Here is a 20,919-nt window from a genome sequence, read left to right as displayed (position 1 = left end):
AAGAATCTGATATGAAAGCCTTTACCAAAATTTCCGCCATCGTCGCCCCGCTCGACCGCAGCAATGTCGATACCGACGCCATCATCCCTAAACAATTTTTAAAATCCATCAAACGCAGCGGCTTCGGCCCTAATGCCTTTGACGAATGGCGTTACCTCGACCACGGCGAACCGGGCATGGATAACAGCAAACGCCCGTTGAATCCGGATTTCTCCCTGAACCAGCCACGCTATCAAGGCGCGCAAATCCTGTTGACGCGCAAAAACTTCGGCTGCGGCTCTTCACGCGAACACGCCCCTTGGGCATTGGACGACTACGGCTTCCGCGCCGTCATTGCCCCCAGCTTTGCCGACATCTTCTTTAACAACTGCTACAAAAACGGCCTTTTACCTATCGTTTTGACAGAAGAACAGGTTGACCAGCTTTTCAAAGAAGTTGAAGCCAACGAAGGCTATCAGCTCTCCATCGACCTTGCCGAGCAAACCCTGACCACCCCTAGCGGCGAAACATTCACATTCGACATTACCGAACACCGCAAACACTGCCTCTTAAACGGCTTGGACGAAATCGGCCTGACCCTGCAACACGCTGACGAAATTCACGCCTTTGAAGAAAAACGCCGCCAAAGCCAGCCTTGGCTGTTTAACGGTTGATATACAAAAGGCCGTCTGAAAAATTTAAGTGTTTCAGACGGCCTTTACTGAATGTTTTGGGATAGACCATGAGATCATTCGACGAATTAATCCAAACCCAAGACCCTGCGTGGCCATTGATTCAAGAGTGGCTTACAAAAGCGGTAAACAGCGTTGAAGTTCTGCCACGTACGCTTGAAAAGGCAAAGGAAGAACTTGTCAAAACCCAAGTAACGATACGTTCGTTTATGGGTGCTGTCGTTTATGAAACCGGCGGTATCCTTATCGATGACGGCTGGTTACGGATACTTGGTTCTGGCAGCGCGAAGCTACCTCGTGGTTTGGGAAGTTGGAATCTAAGCCGTACACAATCCGAGCCAGCAGGCCCTGCTCCCTATTATCTGTTTGCCGATGATGTTGCTGGAGGCTATTTTGCGATTAATGGCGGAGGATTGAATGGCAAAGTAGGTAATGTTTTCTACCTACCACCGGATACACTGGAATGGGAAGATTGCGGTAAAGGTTATGGCGACTTCTTAAATTGGGCATTGAACGGTGATTTACAGTTGTTTTACGAAAACCTGCGTTGGAAAAATTGGCACGAAGAAATCCGTGATTTGAATGGCGACAGCGTTTACACGTTCTTTCCGTTTTTATGGACTGAAGAAGGCAGCGACATAAACCAAGTCAGCCGCAAGCGTATTCCTATCGCTGAACATTATGCTTCCACTTTGGATCTGCACAAAACAACTCTATAAAGGCCCTTTCAGACGGCCTTGTTGTCAGAATACAAATAAGGCATCCTGAAAACCGTATTGGCTTCACATCCTGAAGTTTAATTTCTATCTAACCATACCATGATCACCGACACCATAAGCAATGCCAGCCGCTACGCTGCCTTGCATCCCGACTTTGCCGAGGCCCTCCATCTGTTGCAGACCTTGGATTTTTCCAAGCTGCCGGACGGCCAAGTGCCATGCGAGAATCCTAATATCCGTATTTTTATCGGCAGCGAGCCGATGAGGACGAAGGGAGAAGCCCAGCCTGAAGCGCACTTAAAACATATTGATATTCAAACACCGATTGATGGCAGCGAAACGTATGGCTGGATAGACAGAGGCCGTCTGAAAAACGGTTTAGGCTACAACGAAAAGCGCGATATCGAGTTTTTCGACTGCGAGCCGGAAACTTGGCTGACCTTGGAGCCCGGCGAATTTGCGCTATTCCTCCCGAATGATGCGCATGCCCCATTGGTCGGCGACAGACCGAACATACGCAAAGTTGTTTTTAAAATCCGTGTTGAAACCGAACGTCTATAATTTTTTAGACGGCCTTATCCTCTTATTCAGGACACAATATGTCTTTTTTCAGCAAGTTGTTCCGATCCAAACCTAAATTAATGACTTGGCAGGAATTTGTCGAATACTTTGCCCGTCGCATCCAAGAAGAATTGGATCTTGAGGCGAAAATCGACTGGGGCGAAAATATTGCTTCTTCGCCCATCATTGTCCAGTTTTCCGAAGACGATGAAGCATCGTACAGTACATATTTGAGCAACCATTACACAAGTTATCTGCAAAATCCCGAGGTCTTGGAGGCTATTGTTGCTGCCAATTTAGCGGTTATCGATAAGATTCAGGACGCTGATGCCGGTGTTTCAGCACAACAAATTCTTCCGACGATTAAAAATACGATTTATCTGGAAAATGCCAGACTGATTACAAATACGGACGAAGCCGAACCTGCCGATTACCTGGTATACAAACCGATTGCCGGCGATATCATGTTGCTTTATATGGTGGATACGGAAGAATCCATGCATACGCTCAATCGTGAGCATATGAAAGAGGCCGGTATTGAAGATGAGGACGCCTTGTATCGTACCGCCATGGATAATTTGCGCCAACGGATGAATGGACATGTCCAAATTCATCATGCCGAAGGTTGGTCATTGTCTCAAATCCATTTGGACAACGACTATGATGCTTCCCTGATTTTGCTTTTGGACGAAGTACTTAAAGACGATCCTATGCTGCCGGCCAACCCTGTTTTTGCAGTCCCGGCACGCAACGCCCTGCTCGTTTGCAGCCCGTCCGATGAAGAAGCTTTGCAGGCGATGGCGAATATTGCCCTGCAGGCATTTGAAGACTCTGCCTACGCGATTTCTACCCAGCTTTACCAGTACCATAATGGTACAATCAACGTTTTCAGAGCAAATTGATTTAAGGCCGTCTGAAAAACAGACGACCTGCCCTTTACCTAAAACCTTCCCATAAGGAAACCCGAAATGACCAAACATATCGCTATCTTGCGCGGCGACGGCATCGGCCCTGAAATCGTTGCAGAAACCGTCCGTATACTCGACAAACTTATCGAACAAGGTTTGGATGTCAGCTACGAATACGCGCCTTTGGGCGGCGAAGCCTATGACGAATACGGCCATCCTTATCCAGAATTCACGCAAAACCTTTGCCGTAAAGCCGATGCGGTTCTGCTTGGTGCAGTCGGTTCTCCTCAATACGACAATCTCGACCGTCCGCTACGCCCTGAACGTGGCTTGTTGGCCATCCGTAAAGACTTGAATCTGTTTGCCAATTTGCGCCCTGCTATTTTGTATAAAGAGCTGGCCAACGCTTCCACTCTGAAGCCGGAAATCGTAGCCGGCCTCGACATCCTTATCGTACGCGAACTGACCGGCGATATTTACTTTGGCGAACCGCGCGGCATCCGTGTTTTAGAAAACGGCGAACGCGAAGGCTACAACACCATGAAATACAGCGAAAGCGAAATCCACCGCATCGCCCACGTTGCCTTCCAATCCGCCCAAAAACGCAGCAAAAAAGTCTGCTCCGTAGGCAAAGCCAACGTTTTGGAAACCACCGAACTGTGGCGCGAAATCTTTGAAGAAATCGGCAAAGAATACCCTGATGTCGAGCTTTCCCATATGTACGTTGATAACGCAGCCATGCAGTTGGTACGCGCGCCCAAACAATTTGACGTGATTGCCACCGGCAACATCTTCGGCGACATTCTGTCTGACGAAGCGTCCATGCTGACCGGCTCCATCGGTATGCTGCCTTCTGCTTCTTTGGACGAAAACGGCAAAGGCCTGTACGAACCGTCTCACGGCTCCGCTCCAGACATTGCTGGTCAAAACAAAGCCAATCCGCTGGCAACCGTATTGTCTCTTGCCATGCTGCTGCGTTACAGCCTAAATGACGAAGCCCGCGCGCAACAAGTTGAAAACGCCGTACAAAAAGTACTGCAACAAGGCTTGCGTACCGGCGACATTTACGAAGAAGGTACCAAACTGGTTTCCTGCTCCGAAATGGGCGATGCCGTATTGGCCGCTTTGTAAGAGGCCGTCTGAAAAAAAGCGTGGGACCAATCCCACGCTTTTTTATATGCGAAAACTTGAAACCATAAAAAAGGGCGTGTCTTCACACGCCCTTATGTCTTATTCAGACGGCCTTAAGATTGAAGCAATCAACCTCTTTTGTGTTTGCCGCCAAAGCTGTCGTTAGACTTGCGCTTGCCTTTAAAGCCTTCGCCGCCTTTTTTAAAACCGTCAGCTTTTTTGAAACCATCTTTCTTGAAACCGTCTTTTTTATGGCCTTCGCCGCGAGCTTTACCGCCGAAACCTTCTTTAGCCGGTTTCTTATCGCCGCGCCAGCCGCCGGATTTACGATCGCCCCAGCCGCCTTTGCCTTTCGGTTTGCCGCCGGCAGATTTGCGTTTGCGTGTCGGTTCCATGCCTTCGATGGTCAGCTCAGGCAATTTGCGGCCGATGTATTTTTCGATTTTGTGTACTTTGACGTATTCGTTCACTTCGGCAAAAGTAATCGCAATACCGGTACGGCCTGCGCGGCCGGTACGGCCGATGCGGTGAACGTAGTCTTCAGCCTGTTTCGGCAAGTCATAGTTGATAACGTGGGTAATGGTCGGTACGTCGATACCGCGTGCGGCAACATCAGTGGCAACCAAAATTTTGCAGCGTCCTTTACGCAAGTCCATCAGCGTACGGTTGCGCCAGCCTTGCGGCATATCGCCGTGCAGGCAGTTGGCGGCAAAACCTTTTTCGTACAATTCATCCGCGATGACTTCGGTCATGGCTTTGGTTGATGTGAAAATCACGCATTGATCGATATTGGCATCGCGCAAGATGTGGTCAAGCAGGCGGTTTTTATGGTGCATATCGTCGCAGTACAGTAACTGCTCTTCGATTTTGCCTTGGTCGTCCACGCGCTCGACTTCGACGACTTCAGGGTCTTTGGTCAGTTTGCGCGCCAGTTTGCCCACCGCGCCGTCCCAAGTGGCGGAGAACAACAAAGTTTGACGGTCGCTCGGTGTCGCTTCCACGATGGTTTCGATGTCGTCAATAAAGCCCATGTCCAGCATACGGTCGGCTTCGTCCAGAATCAGCACTTCCAAACGTTCAAAATCAACTTTGCCGCTCTGCATCAAGTCCATCAGACGGCCCGGAGTAGCGACAATCAAGTCAACCGGTTTACTCAGGGCACGGGTTTGGTAGCCGAAAGATGCGCCGCCGACAATGCTGACAGTACGGAACCAACGCATATTTTTAGCATACGCCAGCGCGTTTTTTTCCACCTGAGCCGCCAGTTCGCGGGTCGGAGTCAATACCAAAGCACGCGGGCCTTTGCCCGGTTTTTCGCTACGTTTGGTCAGTTTTTGCAAAGTCGGCAGCAGGAAGGCTGCGGTTTTGCCTGAACCAGTTTGTGCCGAAGCCATAATGTCGCGGCCGTCCAAAGCAAACGGAATTGCTTGCGCCTGAATCGGGGTCGGGCTTTCATAACCCTCGCTGCGTACGGCAGACAAAATATTTTTATCAAGGTTCAAATCGGCAAATTTAATAGACATATCTATCCTAAGAGACAACAACGCGCACGCCTGAACAATTTCAGACGACCTGAAGCAAAGGAAAGTAACGATACGGGAAATGTGAAGTTACAGGGTTGTCGCAAGCATCTTGCTTGTGGTTAACATCGACGACAACCTGCACAGAAAAGGCTTTGCAAATATGCAAGCAATAAAAGAAACGCGCCCGAAACGGCGGTTTAGGTTGGATGACGATGGCTTCGTATCAAAAGGCGAACGGCGGATAATATAGATTTTATGGATAACAGTCAAGCAAAAAGACATCAAGTGCGTTAAAATCCAACCCCTTCCCAATACTTATTCAGGCCGTCTGAAACCATGACTGACATTACCCCCTTTGCCAATCGCTTGGGCAAAAACATCAAACATCTTATGAAATGGGCCAAACGCAACAATATCGAAGCCTGGCGCATTTACGACCGCGATATTCCCCAATTTCCCTTTGCCGTCGATGTTTACGGCGACCAAATCCATCTTCAGGAATACGATACCGGCTGGCTGATGCAGCCCGAAGAATACGAAGCATGGCTTGACGATATATTGGAAGCTATTGGTTTTGTGACCGGTTTTGCGCCCGAACAAATCCACCTCAAACGTCGAGAACGCCAAAAAGGTTTGCAGCAATACGAGAAAACCGGCAAAACTGGCGACGATTTCGTCATCACTGAAAACGGCCACAAGTTTTGGGTCAACCTTGACAAATACCTTGATACCGGCCTTTTCCTCGACCACCGCAACACGCGCAAAAAAGTCGGCGAAACCGCAGCGGGCAAACGCTTCCTCAACCTGTTTTCCTACACAGGCAGCTTCACCGTCTATGCCGCAACCGGCGGCGCGGTATCCAGCGAAACCGTCGATTTATCCAACACTTATCTCGAGTGGGCAAAACGCAATTTCGAACTCAACGGCATTGACACCGAACAACACAAAATCGTCCGCGCCGATGTGTTCCAATACCTGCAAAATGCCGCAGACGAAGGCAAAAAGTTCGATCTGATCGTCATGGATCCGCCCAGCTTTTCCAACAGCAAAAAGATGCTCGACATCCTCGACATCCAGCGTGACCATAAAAGGCTGATTGACGGCGCAATGAGCCTGCTCGCTTCAGACGGCATTCTGTATTTCTCCAACAACCTGCGCAGTTTTGTGTTGGACGATTCGGTCGTGGAACAATACACCGTCAAAGACATTTCCAAACAGTCCGTTCCCGACGATTTCCGCAACAAAAAAATCCATCAATGCTGGGAAATCAAGCACAAATAAGCATCAGGCCGTCTGGGAGCCAGTTTTCAGACGACCTGATTGCCATATTGAATCTCTGAATCAATAGGCGCATAATTCAAGAAATTGTTGACAATATCAAAAGGAAAAGAAAATGCAAAACTACCTGACACCCAATTTCTCATTCGCCCCCATGATTCCGGAACACGCACTCGGCAGCCGAGTTTGGGATACCGAAGGACGAGAATACATTGACCTGTCAGGCGGTATTGCTGTGAACGCGCTGGGCCATTGCCATCCCGATTTGGTCGCCGCCTTGGCCGAACAATCGCAAAAACTCTGGCACATTTCTAATATCTATACCACCCAACCGGCGCAAGAATTGGCCAAAAAATTGGTCGAAAACACCTTTGCCGACAAAGTGTTTTTCTGCAATTCCGGCGCAGAAGCCAATGAAGCCGCGCTAAAACTGGCGCGCAAATACGCTCGCGATCATTTTGGCGAACACAAAACCGAAATCATCTCCTGCCTCAACAGCTTCCACGGCCGTACCCTGTTTACCGTATCCGTAGGCGGCCAGCCCAAATACAGCAAAGACTACGCGCCGCTGCCGTCAGATATTACCCATGTTCCATTTAATGATATTGCCGCATTGGAAGCCGCCGTCGGCGACAAAACCTGCGCCGTAATTATCGAGCCGATTCAAGGCGAAAGCGGCATCCTGCCTGCCACCCAAGAATACCTGCAAGCCGCACGCCGTTTGTGCGACAAGCACGGCGCCTTGCTCATTTTGGACGAAGTGCAAACTGGCATGGGTCATACGGGCAAACTGTTTGCCTACGAGCATTACGGCATTACACCCGACATCATCAGCTCCGCCAAAGCCTTGGGTTGCGGTTTCCCAATTGGCGCGATACTGACCACCGATAAAATCGCCCCAACCTTCGGCCCTGGAACGCATGGCTCAACCTTTGGCGGCAACCCAATGGCGTGCGCGGTCGGCACCCGTGCGTTTGACATCATCAATGCGCCCGAAACATTGGCGCACGTTGAACAACAAGGCCAAAAACTTCAGACGGCCTTGCGTGAAATAGGCGAAAAGACCGGCGTATTTAAAGAAGTCCGCGGCATGGGCCTGCTGCTCGGCTGCGTGTTGGCAGACGAATACGCAGGCAAGGCATCGGAAATTACCGCCGCCACTTTAAAACACGGCCTGATGGTACTGGTTGCCGGCGCCAATGTGGTGCGTTTCGCCCCCAGCCTGCTGCTGAACGATGAAGACATGGCCGAAGGCTTGAAACGTTTTGAAGCGGCCTTGGCCGAATGGTTGGCCTGATTTTCAAAACCCAATATCCAAATCAGCCGACAGCTTTTATTCCCTAATTGATGCCATATAGCGAAGAACGTCTAAAAGACCGTTTGAGTTTTTCAGACGGCCTTTTTTCAATATTGAAAACAACATCCGCCTACATGCTTTGTCATTTGATGTTTGTTAAAAATCGTACCGCTTCTTCGTGTTACGCTTGTCAAACAATTTGATTTTACGAAGAAAAGGAGCAGGAGATGGTATCGTTGAAAACACAAATCGCCGGTTTTTCTTTTGACAACTGCCTGATGAATGCGGCTGGTGTGTCGTGCATGACTGTTGAGGAATTGGAAGCGGTCAGACAGTCTTCGGCAGGCACTTTCATTACCAAGACCGCAACGCTTACCCCTCGTCAAGGCAACCCCGAGCCGCGCTATCACGATGTCCCTCTCGGCAGCATCAATTCGATGGGTTTGCCGAATCAAGGCATTGATTACTATCTGGATTACCTGCTTACCCTTCAAGAGTCTCAGCCGGAACGGACATTTTTCCTATCACTGGTCGGTCTGTCGCCCGGCGAAACACATATCCTGCTGGAAAAGGTGCAAAACAGCGGATTCAACGGCATTACCGAACTCAATCTTTCCTGCCCAAACGTCCCCGGCAAGCCACAAATCGCCTATGACTTTGAAACAACCGAGATGATTTTGGATAATGCCTTTACCTACTTCGATAAGCCCTTGGGCATCAAACTGCCGCCATATTTCGATATTGCCCATTTTGATCAAGCGGCGGAAGTGTTCAACCGCTACCCCCTAAAATTCGTCAACTGTGTCAACTCCATCGGCAACGGCATGTATATCGAGGACGAATCCGTTGTTATCCGCCCGAAAAACGGCTTCGGCGGCATAGGTGGCCAATACATCAAACCGACCGCACTTGCCAATGTCCATGCGTTCTATCAAAGACTGGATCCGTCTATCCAAGTCATCGGAACAGGCGGCGTTTACAGCGGCCGCGATGCGTTTGAACACATCTTGTGCGGCGCAAGCATGGTACAGATCGGCACGGCGCTACACCAGCAAGGCGTAGACATTTTTGAACGGGTTTCCCTTGAATTAACAGCCATCATGGCGCAAAAAGGTTATGAAAAAATAGAAGACTTCAAAGGCAAATTGAAATATTTTGAATAGGGTTTACTCTAAAAAACGCCCAAGGCCGTCTGAAAATTTCAGACGGCCTTGTTGTATAATTGCTCCCCACATTACCCGTCTTCCCCTTCAATGAAACTCAACCCCCAACAGCAAGCTGCAGTCAAATATCTAGGTGGCCCCCTGCTCGTCCTTGCCGGTGCAGGTAGCGGCAAAACCGGCGTGATTACGCAAAAAATCAAGCATTTGATCGTCAATGTCGGCTATCTGCCGCATACCGTCGCCGCGATTACCTTTACCAATAAAGCCGCCACGGAAATGCAGGAGCGCGTCTCTAAAATGCTGCCCAAGTCGCAAACGCGTGGGCTGACGATTTGCACCTTCCACTCTTTGGGCATGAAGATTTTGCGCGAAGAAGCCAATCAAATCGGTTACAAAAAAAACTTTTCCATCCTCGACTCTACCGACAGCGCGAAAATCATCGGCGAACTCTTGGGCGGTACGGGTAAAGAAGCCATATTCAAAGCGCAGCATCAAATTTCCCTTTGGAAAAACGATTTAAAAACGCCTGAAGAAGTCGTTCAGACGGCCTCTAATGTGTGGGAACAACAAACTGCGCGCGTCTATGCAAGTTATCAGGAAACCCTGCAAAGCTATCAGGCAGTAGACTTCGACGACTTAATTCGCCTGCCTGCCGTGCTGTTGCAGCAAAACAGCGAAGTGCGCAACAAATGGCAGCGGCGGCTGCGTTATCTGTTGGTTGACGAATGTCAGGACACCAATACCTGCCAATTCACCCTGATGAAGCTTCTGACTGGCGCGGAAGGCATGTTTACTGCCGTCGGCGATGACGACCAGTCCATCTACGCATGGCGCGGCGCGAACATGGAAAACCTGCGTAAAATGCAGGAAGACTATCCTCAGATGAAAGTCATCAAGCTGGAGCAAAACTACCGCTCCACCGCGCGGATTCTCAAAATCGCCAACAAAATCATTGAAAACAACCCCAAACTCTTTACCAAAAAACTTTGGTCGCAGTTTGGCGAAGGCGAAATCGTCAAAGTCGTTGCCTGTCAAAGCGAGCAGCACGAAGCCGACTGGGTTGTCAGCCAAATCGTCAAGCAGAAGCTGGTCGGCGGCGACAAAACCCAATACGCCGATTTCGCCGTCTTATACCGTGGCAACCATCAGGCGCGGATTTTTGAAGAAGCCTTGCGCAGCGCACGCGTTCCCTACCAGCTCTCCGGCGGACAAAGCTTTTTCGACAAAGCCGAAATCAAAGACGTGTTGTCCTATTTGCGCCTGCTTGCCAATCCCAACGACGATCCCGCCTTCCTGCGCGCCGTCACCACGCCCAAACGCGGCATCGGCGACGTCACACTGGGCAAGCTCAACACCTACGCGCACGAACACGAATGCAGCCTATATGAAGCCGCGCAAACCGAAGAAGCGCTTGCCCTGTTGAACAATACCAACCGCCAACACCTGCAAGCCTTCATGGATATGATTGAAAGCTACCGCGTCAAAGCCGAAGCCAGCGAAGCAGGCGAGCTTATTCATAACCTGCTGAAAGAAATCGACTACGAAAACCACCTGTTGGCCAATGAAGAAGGCAAAGCAGGCGAAATCAAATGGCGCAACGTTACCGACCTGACCGGCTGGCTGGAACGCAAAGGCGAGCAAGACGGCAAAAACATCATCGAGCTTGCCCAAACCATCGCCCTGATGACGCTTTTGGAAGGCAAAAGTGAAGAAGAAGTCGATGCCGTCAAACTCTCCACCCTGCACGCTTCCAAAGGTTTGGAATACCCCTACGTTTTCCTTGTCGGTTGCGAAGAAGGCATCTTGCCACACAACGACTGCATCGAAGAAGACAATGTCGAAGAAGAACGTCGTCTGATGTACGTCGGCATTACCCGCGCCAAACGCCAACTTACGCTGACCCACTGCCTCAAACGTAAAAAGCAAGGCACATGGCAATTCCCCGAGCCAAGCCGTTTCATAGACGAAATGCCGCAGGAAGACATCAAAATCCTAGGCCGCAAAGGCGGCGAGCCGATTGTGAGCAAGGAAGAAGGAAAAAGTAATCTGGCTGGTTTGCTGGATATGCTGGGAAACAAAAGAAAAGGATAAGGCAAGGCCGTCTGAAAGCAATCTTTCAGACGGCCTTATTGTCAGCAAAATGTCAAAGACAACTATCCAATAATTTTTACTTTATTCCTTTATGCCTATCCGTCCCCATTCCTCCCGATTCTTCAAAAATAAACAATAAATAATCGAATAATCAGGTACAAAAATAAAAAATCAAGTGACACGATTGCTCCATTCCCCTTCAATTTACAAGCAAAAATTGTCAACACTTGAAGTATAAATTCACAAGCAAAATTGCATTTTTCAGGTATAATAATGGATTCCCCAACTGCATTTTGTGAGCTGAATCCATGTCTGTTGTTCTGCCCTTGCGCGGTGTAACCGCCCTTTCCGATTTCCGTGTTGAAAAACTCTTCCAAAAAGCAGCCGCCCTCGGCCTGCCCGAAGTCAAATTAAGCAGCGAATTTTGGTATTTTGTCGGTAGCGAAAAAGCACTTGATGCCAAGACAGTCGAAAAACTGCAAGCCTTACTGGCAGCGCAAAGCGTTGAACAAACGCCCAAAGCGCGCGAGGGCTTGCATTTATTTTTGGTAACGCCCCGTTTGGGCACCATTTCGCCTTGGGCTTCCAAAGCAACCAATATCGCCGAAAACTGCGGTTTGGAAGGCATTGAGCGTATCGAACGCGGCATGGCCGTATGGTTGGAAGGCGCACTTACCGACGGGCAAAAACAACAATGGGCAGCCCTATTGCACGACCGCATGACCGAAAGCGTGTTGACCGACATCGATGCAGCGGCGCAACTGTTCCACCACATCCAATCGGAAACCTTCTCCAGCGTTGATGTTTTGGGCGGCGGTAAAGAGGCTTTGGTCAAAGCCAATACCGAAATGGGCTTGGCGCTTTCGGCCGACGAAATCGATTATCTGGTTGAAAACTATCAGGCTTTAAACCGCAATCCGTCCGATGTTGAATTGATGATGTTCGCTCAGGCAAACAGCGAACACTGCCGCCACAAAATCTTCAACGCCGACTTCATCCTCAATGGTGAAAAACAACCGAAATCCCTTTTCGGCATGATTCGCGACACACACAATGCGCATCCTGAAGGTACAGTCGTTGCCTATAAAGACAATTCGTCCGTAATCGAAGGCGCAAAAGTCGAGCGTTTCTATCCGAATGCGGCGGAAAACCAAGGCTACCGTTTCCACGAAGAAGACACCCATATCATCATGAAAGTGGAAACGCACAACCACCCGACCGCTATCGCGCCGTTTGCAGGCGCGGCAACGGGTGCGGGCGGCGAAATCCGCGACGAAGGCGCAACGGGCAAAGGCTCACGTCCGAAAGCAGGCTTGACCGGCTTTACCGTCTCCAACCTGAATATCCCTGGCTTGGAGCAGCCTTGGGAACAAGCCTACGGCAAACCCGGCCATATTGCTTCTCCTCTAGACATCATGATTGAAGGCCCGATCGGCGGCGCAGCGTTCAACAACGAATTCGGCCGTCCGAACCTCTTGGGCTACTTCCGCACTTTTGAAGAGAAGTTTGACGGTCAGGTTCGCGGTTATCACAAACCGATTATGATTGCCGGCGGCTTGGGCAGCATTCAGGCACAACAAACACACAAAGACGAAATCCCCGAAGGCGCGTTGCTGATCCAACTGGGCGGCCCAGGCATGCTTATCGGCTTGGGCGGCGGCGCGGCTTCTTCGATGAATACCGGCACAAACGACGCCTCTTTGGACTTCAACTCCGTACAACGCGGCAACCCCGAAATCGAACGCCGTGCGCAGGAAGTCATCGACCGCTGCTGGCAGCTTGGCGACAAAAACCCGATTATCTCCATCCACGACGTCGGCGCAGGCGGCTTGTCCAACGCCTTCCCCGAACTCGTCAACGATGCCGGCCGCGGCGCGGTATTCAAGCTGCGCGAAGTACCGCTGGAAGAACACGGCCTCAATCCATTGCAAATTTGGTGTAATGAATCACAAGAGCGTTATGTATTGTCCATTTTGGAAAAAGATTTGGACACCTTCCGCGCCATCTGCGAACGCGAACGCTGCCCGTTTGCCGTAGTCGGCACGGCGACCGACGACGGCCATTTAAAAGTACGCGACGATTTATTCTCCAACAATCCCGTCGATTTGCCGTTGAACGTTTTGCTTGGCAAACCACCCAAAACCACGCGCACCGACAAAACGGTTACGCCGTCTGAAAAACCGTTTAACGCCGGCGATATCGACATTACCGAAGCCGCCTACCGCGTTTTGCGCCTGCCTACCGTAGCTGCTAAAAACTTCCTGATTACCATCGGCGACCGCAGCGTCGGCGGCATGACCCACCGCGACCAAATGGTCGGCAAATACCAAACTCCCGTAGCCGACTGTGCCGTTACCATGATGGGTTTCAACACCCATCGCGGCGAAGCGATGTCTATGGGTGAAAAACCGACCGTCGCCCTGTTTGACGCACCCGCGTCAGGTAGAATGTGCGTCGGCGAAGCCATCACCAACATCGCGGCAGTCAACATCGGCGACATCGGCAACATCAAACTCTCCGCCAACTGGATGGCTGCGTGCGGTAACGAAGGCGAAGACGAAAAACTCTACCGCACTGTCGAAGCCGTTTCCAAAGCCTGTCAGGCATTGGATTTGAGCATTCCGGTGGGTAAAGACAGCCTGTCGATGAAAACCGTATGGCAGGACAACGGCGCACAAAAATCCGTGGTTTCGCCTTTAAGCCTGATTATTTCTGCGTTTGCGCCAGTGGAAGACGTACGCAAGACTGTTACGCCTGAGTTGAAAAACGTCGAAGACAGCGTATTGCTGTTTATCGATTTGGGCTTCGGCAAAGCGCGTATGGGCGGCTCCGCGTTCGGTCAGGTGTACAACAATATGACCGGCGACGCGCCTGATTTGGACGATACAGGTCGTCTGAAAGACTTTTACGACGTGATTCAGCAGCTTGTCGCCAAAGACAAACTCTTGGCGTATCACGACCGCAGCGACGGCGGCTTGTTTGCGACGCTGGCGGAAATGGCGTTTACGGGGCGTTGCGGGTTAGACATCACATTGGGAAGCATACTTTTTGCAACCACGATAGCAACCTATACACCTGCCCAGGTTGACCACGACCTAGGCTTTGTTAATGCTGGTTCTATCATCTCTACCGAAGAAAACATAATCCGTTCGCTGTTTAACGAAGAGCTTGGTGCAGTTTTACAAGTTCGTGCAGAAGATGCTGATTATGTACTCAAGCAATTTGACAAGAAAGAATTTTTTGTAAACAAGGGAGGCTTCTCTCCGCGCAAGATAGGTAAATTTGCCAGCCATTATATTGGCACAATCAATCCGACATCTGACCGTCTTGTAATCACAGTTGACGATGAAACTCTGTTCGACCAACCACGCGCCGACCTGCAACGCGCATGGCAAGAAACCAGCCACGCCATCCAACGCCTGCGCGACAACCCTGCCTGCGCCGACAGCGAGTTTGCCCTGATTGGCGACAACGAACGCAGCGCATTGTTTGCCGACGTGAAATTTGACGTGAATGAAGACATCGCCGCGCCATTCATCAACAGCGGCGCGAAACCCAAAATCGCCATCCTGCGCGAACAGGGCGTAAACGGACAAATCGAAATGGCCGCCGCGTTTACCCGCGCCGGATTCGATGCCTACGACGTGCATATGTCCGACCTGATGGCAGGCCGCGTCCACCTTGCCGACTTCAAAATGCTGGCGGCGTGTGGCGGCTTCAGCTACGGCGACGTACTCGGCGCAGGCGAAGGCTGGGCGAAATCGATTCTGTTCCACCCTGCTCTGCGCGACCAATTTGCCGCCTTCTTCGCCGATCCGAACACGCTGACATTGGGCGTGTGCAACGGCTGTCAAATGGTCAGCAACCTTGCCGAGATTATCCCGGGCGCAGAAACATGGCCGAAGTTCAAACGCAACTTGAGCGAACAGTTTGAAGCGCGCCTGAGTATGGTTCATGTTCCAAAATCCGCATCGCTGATTCTGAACGAAATGCAAGGCTCCAGCCTGCCTGTCGTGGTCAGCCACGGCGAAGGCCGCGCCGACTTCGCGCTTCACGGCGGCAACATTTCTGCCGATTTGGGCATTGCGCTGCAATATGTGGACGGCCAAAACCAGGTTACCCAAACTTATCCGCTCAACCCTAACGGCTCGCCTCAAGGCATCGCCGGTGTGACCAACACCGACGGCCGCGTTACCATCATGATGCCGCATCCGGAACGCGTATACCGTGCCGCGCAAATGAGCTGGAAACCGGAAGACTGGACGGAATTGTCCGGCTGGTACCGCCTCTTTGCCGGTGCAAGAAAAGCTTTGGGTTAACCGGCAGGCTGATTTGACTCGGCTTTAAAGAAAAGGTCGTCTGAAATAGGCACATCGGACTTCGCTCCAACCTGTTTCAGACGGCCTTTATGCCTCCTTAATGCTCTTTTCTGCATTGACTACCGCACAACATTTCATTTATGAATAAAAATAAATAGGAAATTAAAATGGGTACCTTAGGCAAGATATTAATAAAATTTTCTGTTCCATTAGTTCTTATTTGTCAAATAGCTTATATTTTAAATATTTATTTAACAATTAAATATAAGATAGAAATGATGAGTGCCACCGAAGACATACTAATCATAACCTATGATATAACTCAAATATTATCTACTTTTATTATTTTTGATATTCTAATTATATTAATTTTATTGATCTATATAAAATTTATTAAAAAACATAAGCTAGATAAACTATAAAAATATCTAAAATTAATAAAGAATAAAAGAGCCTTTTTGCAAAGGTCTTGTTTGTTTTCAGATGACCTTTTTGTATCCTTTTGCGTATAAAGACCAAACCCGTCACCATCATTCCATATAATCATAATTCCCCTTAGCTCCCCATCAGCTATAATCGACATATTCAGACGGCCTTTCCCGACATTATGACTCGACAAGCCTTTATCCTCAGCGATTGCGAATTTTCCGAATGCGGAGAAAAGCCTTACGCCCTGTTGACCGCGAATCCGACGAAGGAACACCACTTCATCGCCCAAACCGAGCAGCGGCAACATGCGCATAATCCGCAAGTCAGCCCGCAAAACCAAAAAGTTTACCGCTTGCCGCTGTCAATTTTCCATACTGGCGAAAAAGCCCGCGGCAAAGAACAAAACCGCAGTGAAGCGATAAGCGTCAACATCATCGGTAACTTGGCGGCGAAAAATCTCTATACACTAACCTTTGTCGAAGACTCCGCCAACCAATATAATCTGGAAAGCTGGTTCAACCGTCATGAAAGCGGCTATGAAGAGGCCTGCAACCACCTGCGCACCTTACCTGCAGGCCGTCTGAAAACACCTACGGCAAATGCTGATACCGTCAAAGTACCGGATGCCTTTTGGCGGATATTGCGGCTAAAATTCCTCGGCATTCTGCGCAATCCGCACAACCATAAAAACCTGTTTGCCCACCGCCTGCATCAAACGCTTCGGGCGCGGCTGCCGGAAGTCGGTTTTGAATTTGTCCGCTTAATCAGCAAACGCGACCCAACGCGCATCGAAGCCATTATGCAGGACTACCGTTTCACCTTTCTCGGCTATGTCGATTGGCTGGGTGGGCTTTACGGTATGTTGAGCGAAGGCGTGGCGCAACCGTCGTTGTTTGAACGACTGTTTTGCAACATCTTTGCCGAACCCGAAGCCGTGAAAATCGAATTGTTCCGCTATCCGGAAAATACGGGGCTGTGCCTGTTTGGCGACAGCAGTTTCTGCCTGCAAGCCTCGGCCAAGCTATTTAGCGTCGGCGTTAATATTTCGCACGATATGTTTGCCATCGTCCATCTGCAAACCGACCGTTGGCACGCGTTTAAGAATACCTTTCATCACGACGCGCCCAAACTGCAAGGCCAAGTGCGGATTATCGACGGCGACCAAACCCAAAGATTGCTGTTCAACCGACTGTGCATCCAGCAAGCCCATGAAGCCGTGTTCGGCCAAAGCCCGGATATCAAAGATTATTTAGAGGCCGTCTGAAACCCCAAACCAGAAGAAAGCATATGAAAATCACGCCAATTAAAGCCCTAAACGACAACTACATCTGGATGATTCAAGAAGGCAACCATGCCGCCTGCGTCGATCCGTCCGATGCCACACCCGTTTTGAAATTCCTCGTCCACAACCGCCTGATGCTGGCACAAACATGGATTACCCATCCGCACCCCGACCATACCGGCGGCGCCAAAAGCCTGTTCCACGGCTTTTTAGAATCCCCAATATATGGCGAAAGCGACATCGACGTGGCGACGCATACCGTCACCGCAGGTACGCAGTTCCCGTTTGGCGAAGGTTTGGTTACCGTTTGGGCAACCCCCGGCCATACCGACCGGCACATCAGCTATCTGTTGGAAAATTCAGACGGCCTGCACGTTTTCTGCGGCGATACCTTGTTCTCCGCCGGTTGCGGCCGCGTATTTACCGGCACAATCGAGCAGCTTTACGACAGCTTCCACCGATTCAACCAACTGCCCGAAGAAACGCTGTTTTATCCGGCGCACGAATACACCGCCTCCAACCTGCGCTTTGCCCAGCATATCGAGCCGGACAACGCCGACATTCAGACGGCCTTGGCCTCAGCCGAACACACGCCGACACTGCCTGTCAGCCTGGCACACGAACGCAAAGTCAATCCGTTTTTCCGCGTACACCTACCCCAAGTTCAGGCACGCGCCGAAGAATTGAGCGGACGAAAATTAAACAGCGAACTCGAAGTCTTCGCTGCTTTGCGTGAATTGAAAAATCAATTTTAATTGGGCTTAGTTCCTAAAGAATAAGGCCGTCTGAACAATATCTGTTCAGACGGCCTTTATTATTTAGGGATTATTCCCATTCAATCGTGGCAGGCGGTTTGCCGCTGACATCATAAACCACGCGGTTGATGCCTTTGACTTCGTTGATGATGCGGTTGGACACGCGGCCAAGCAGCGAGTATGGCAGCTCAGCCCAGTGGGCAGTCATAAAGTCGCTGGTAATCACGGCACGCAAGGCTACGACGTAATCGTAAGTACGTCCGTCGCCCATTACGCCGACGGATTTCACAGGCAGGAATACGGCAAAGGCTTGGCTGGTTAGGTCGTACCAAGATGTGCCGTTTTCATCGGTAGTATTGCGCAATTCTTGAATAAAAATATCGTCCGCTTGACGTAGCAAGTCGGCGTATTCTTTTTTCACTTCGCCCAAGATACGCACGCCCAAACCCGGGCCCGGGAACGGATGACGGTACACCATTTCACGGGGCAGACCCAAAGCCACGCCCAATTCGCGCACTTCGTCTTTGAACAAGTCGCGCAATGGTTCAAGCAATTTGAGCTTCATGTTTTCAGGCAGGCCGCCGACGTTATGGTGGGATTTGATGGCGTGGGCTTTTTTGGTTTTTGCGCCTGCGGATTCGATTACGTCAGGGTAAATCGTACCTTGCGCCAACCATTTGGCGTTGGTGAGTTTTTTCTCTTCAGCGTCAAAGACTTCGATAAATTCCGCACCGATGATTTTGCGTTTTTTCTCCGGATCGGTCACGCCGGCAAGTTTCGCCAAAAACTGCTCTTCTGCATCAACATGAATCACGCGTACGCCCAAGTTGCGGGCAAACATGTCCATCACCATTTTGCCTTCGTTCAAACGCAACAAACCGTGGTCAACAAACACGCAGGTCAGTTGGTCGCCGATGGCGCGGTGAATCAGCGCAGCGGCTACGGAAGAGTCCACGCCGCCGGACAAACCTAAAATCACTTCGTCGCTACCGACTTGTTCGCGGATTTTGGCAACGGCTTCTTCGATGTAGTTCGGCATGGTCCAGCTTGGTTGTGCACCGCAAATATCCAAGACAAAGCGGTTCAACAGCGCGCGGCCTTGTTTGGTGTGGGTCACTTCAGGGTGGAATTGGATGCCGTAGAATTGTTTCTCAGCGTTTTCCATCATGGCAATCGGGCAAGACGGCGTATCGCCGATGACAGAGAAGCCGGTAGGCAGTTTGGACACTTTATCGCCATGGCTCATCCATACGTCGAGCGTATTAGGCGCATCGTCTTGAATGCCGCGTGTCAGCTCGCTGTCGATGGTTTTAACTTGCGCATAACCGAATTCGCGTTGGTTGCCCGGGGTAACTTCACCGCCCAAGTGGTGCGCCATAAACTGCATGCCGTAGCAGATGCCCAAAACCGGAATGCCCAAATCAAAAATACCGGTATCGGCTTGATAATCGGATTCGTAAACGGAATTAGGACCGCCGGAGAGGATAATGCCTTTCGGGTTGAAAGCTTTGATTTCTTCCAAAGGCATGTCGAAAGAATGCAGTTCGCAGTAAACGTGGGCTTCGCGCACGCGGCGGGCGATCAGCTGGGTAACTTGCGAGCCGAAGTCGAGAATAAGGATTTTGTCTTGGGTCATGGCGGAAACTTTGCAAAATGTAAGAAAACGGTGCGGCCGTGAGGGTAAATTTCAAATTTAAACCACAATAAAAAAGGCCGTCTGAAACGGCGGATTATACCATTGTTCAGATGGCCTTTATAGGGCAAAACCCAAATCTCTCATCTTTCTATTTTGTGTGTTTCTCAGGAATCATATCGCTGCGCGAGAGCAACAGCAGGCAACCCAACACGACCATGCCGATGGCCAGCAGCGGCGAGAGGTAAATCCAGTAGCTCATGTGCAGATAAATGGCTGTGCCGATATAAACCAGCATCGGGCCGGAAACAATGGACTGTTTGTTGATGCCGTCCATAATCAACACGGCAAAGCCCAAAATAATTAATGCGCCGGCAATCATGGTCGATGTCGCAGGCAAAATATCCGTAGCACGCAAAAACCAAATCGCACCAAAGATAATCAAAAACAAAGGCAGAAAAAGTGAGGGGCGGGACATAACAACGCTCCGTAAAGGTTTCAGACGGCCTGTATTATTGGGTGCGCCGGCCATGCAGGCAAGATATAAAAATGCAATCTTGTGTGTAATTATGCAAAGGTTGGCACAACAAAAGGCCGTCTGAACAGCGGCAAACCGAAATCGAATATTTCAATTTATCCTGTTACAGACGGCCTTTTAAAACATCAGGCTTTGCCGGTACTGCCGAATCCGCCTTCACCGCGCTCGCTGGCAGCAAACTCGTCCACAACCTTAAACGCAGCTTGGACAACCGGCACAATCACCATTTGCGCGATTCGTTCCATCGGCTCGATGGTAAACGCTTCTTTACCACGGTTCCACAGAGAAACCTTCAATTCGCCTTGATAATCCGAGTCAATCAAACCGACCAAATTGCCCAAAACAATACCGTGTTTATGACCCAAGCCGGAACGCGGCAACAAAACGGCTGCATACGCAGGGTTGGCCAAATGCACCGCCAAACCGGTCGGCACGAGATACACATCGCCCGGCTGCAATACAACAGCTTCATCCAAGCAGGCACGCAAGTCCAAACCGGCAGAACCGGGCGTTGCATAAGCAGGCAGGGAATCGGCCATTTTCGGATTTAAGATTTTCAGTTCGACTTCGGTTTGCATGACGGGACTCCGTATTGTTCTATATTGGAAAGGGCTACGATTA

At 50.3% G+C, this 20,919-nt stretch carries 16 protein-coding genes; 12 read left to right on the top strand and 4 right to left on the bottom strand.

Annotated elements, in window-relative coordinates; genetic code table 11:
• Positions 1-11 precede the first annotated feature (11 nt).
• From leuD to leuB, 5 genes are all read left to right on the top strand, one after another.
• Complete coding sequence (leuD, locus tag KCG54_RS05110; protein WP_254324852.1) at positions 12-653, top strand: 3-isopropylmalate dehydratase small subunit; 642 nt, start codon at positions 12-14, stop codon at positions 651-653.
• A 68-nt stretch (positions 654-721) separates the two neighbouring features.
• Complete coding sequence (locus KCG54_RS05105; protein ID WP_254324851.1) at positions 722-1,390, top strand: DUF2625 domain-containing protein; 669 nt, start codon at positions 722-724, stop codon at positions 1,388-1,390.
• A gap of 99 nt (positions 1,391-1,489) precedes the next feature.
• Complete coding sequence (locus KCG54_RS05100; RefSeq protein ID WP_254324850.1) at positions 1,490-1,951, top strand: YhcH/YjgK/YiaL family protein; 462 nt, start codon at positions 1,490-1,492, stop codon at positions 1,949-1,951.
• 38 nt (positions 1,952-1,989) lie between these two features.
• Positions 1,990-2,853 (top strand): DUF1444 family protein, encoded by an 864-nt coding sequence (locus tag KCG54_RS05095; RefSeq protein WP_254324849.1) that lies wholly within the window; start codon positions 1,990-1,992, stop codon positions 2,851-2,853.
• 66 nt (positions 2,854-2,919) lie between these two features.
• The gene (gene leuB, locus KCG54_RS05090) at positions 2,920-3,990 is read left to right on the top strand and encodes a 3-isopropylmalate dehydrogenase (protein WP_254324848.1); all 1,071 of its coding nucleotides are present in this window, start codon (positions 2,920-2,922) and stop codon (positions 3,988-3,990) included.
• A 128-nt stretch (positions 3,991-4,118) separates the two neighbouring features.
• On the opposite strand, the gene KCG54_RS05085 is transcribed toward leuB, so the two are convergent.
• Complete coding sequence (locus KCG54_RS05085) at positions 4,119-5,513, bottom strand: DEAD/DEAH box helicase (protein ID WP_254324847.1); 1,395 nt, start codon at positions 5,511-5,513, stop codon at positions 4,119-4,121.
• Between the two features lie 336 nt (positions 5,514-5,849).
• Here KCG54_RS05085 and KCG54_RS05080 point away from each other — a divergent pair, with 336 nt between their 5' ends.
• From KCG54_RS05080 to gloB, 7 genes are all read left to right on the top strand, one after another.
• Positions 5,850-6,794 (top strand): class I SAM-dependent methyltransferase, encoded by a 945-nt coding sequence (locus KCG54_RS05080; RefSeq protein ID WP_254324846.1) that lies wholly within the window; start codon positions 5,850-5,852, stop codon positions 6,792-6,794.
• A gap of 112 nt (positions 6,795-6,906) precedes the next feature.
• The gene (locus KCG54_RS05075; RefSeq protein ID WP_254324845.1) at positions 6,907-8,088 is read left to right on the top strand and encodes an aspartate aminotransferase family protein; all 1,182 of its coding nucleotides are present in this window, start codon (positions 6,907-6,909) and stop codon (positions 8,086-8,088) included.
• A gap of 227 nt (positions 8,089-8,315) precedes the next feature.
• Positions 8,316-9,251, top strand: coding sequence for a dihydroorotate oxidase (locus tag KCG54_RS05070; protein ID WP_254324844.1), 936 nt, complete (start codon positions 8,316-8,318; stop codon positions 9,249-9,251).
• Between the two features lie 90 nt (positions 9,252-9,341).
• Positions 9,342-11,342 carry a DNA helicase Rep gene (rep, locus tag KCG54_RS05065; protein ID WP_254324843.1) on the top strand — a complete coding sequence of 667 codons (2,001 nt, stop codon included), beginning with the start codon at positions 9,342-9,344 and terminating at the stop codon, positions 11,340-11,342.
• Positions 11,343-11,650: 308 nt separating this feature from the next.
• A complete protein-coding gene (gene purL, locus KCG54_RS05060) occupies positions 11,651-15,661 on the top strand; it encodes a phosphoribosylformylglycinamidine synthase (protein ID WP_254324842.1) in 4,011 nt (1,336 codons plus the stop codon).
• 607 nt (positions 15,662-16,268) lie between these two features.
• Positions 16,269-17,354 (top strand): hypothetical protein, encoded by a 1,086-nt coding sequence (locus KCG54_RS05055; RefSeq protein WP_254324841.1) that lies wholly within the window; start codon positions 16,269-16,271, stop codon positions 17,352-17,354.
• A 23-nt stretch (positions 17,355-17,377) separates the two neighbouring features.
• Complete coding sequence (gloB, locus tag KCG54_RS05050; RefSeq protein WP_254324840.1) at positions 17,378-18,127, top strand: hydroxyacylglutathione hydrolase; 750 nt, start codon at positions 17,378-17,380, stop codon at positions 18,125-18,127.
• Between the two features lie 70 nt (positions 18,128-18,197).
• Here the strand turns inward: gloB and guaA are convergent, their stop codons facing one another.
• The 3 genes from guaA to dut all read right to left on the bottom strand — a co-directional run bounded on the left by guaA (position 18,198) and on the right by dut (position 20,876).
• On the bottom strand, positions 18,198-19,763 hold the full coding sequence (gene guaA / locus KCG54_RS05045; protein WP_070461856.1) for a glutamine-hydrolyzing GMP synthase: 1,566 nt from the start codon (positions 19,761-19,763) through the stop codon (positions 18,198-18,200).
• A 148-nt stretch (positions 19,764-19,911) separates the two neighbouring features.
• Positions 19,912-20,238: a hypothetical protein gene (locus KCG54_RS05040; RefSeq protein WP_039862324.1), complete on the bottom strand. Its 327-nt coding sequence runs from the start codon at positions 20,236-20,238 to the stop codon at positions 19,912-19,914.
• A 185-nt stretch (positions 20,239-20,423) separates the two neighbouring features.
• A complete protein-coding gene (gene dut, locus KCG54_RS05035; protein WP_003680707.1) occupies positions 20,424-20,876 on the bottom strand; it encodes a dUTP diphosphatase in 453 nt (150 codons plus the stop codon).
• Positions 20,877-20,919: the final 43 nt, after the last annotated feature.

It is taken from the genome of Neisseria subflava (assembly GCF_024205705.1).
GTDB classification, from domain to species: domain Bacteria; phylum Pseudomonadota; class Gammaproteobacteria; order Burkholderiales; family Neisseriaceae; genus Neisseria; species Neisseria subflava_D.
The sequence above is the reverse complement of the archived record's forward strand: the minus strand, read 5'-3'. Positions and strand labels throughout refer to the sequence as shown.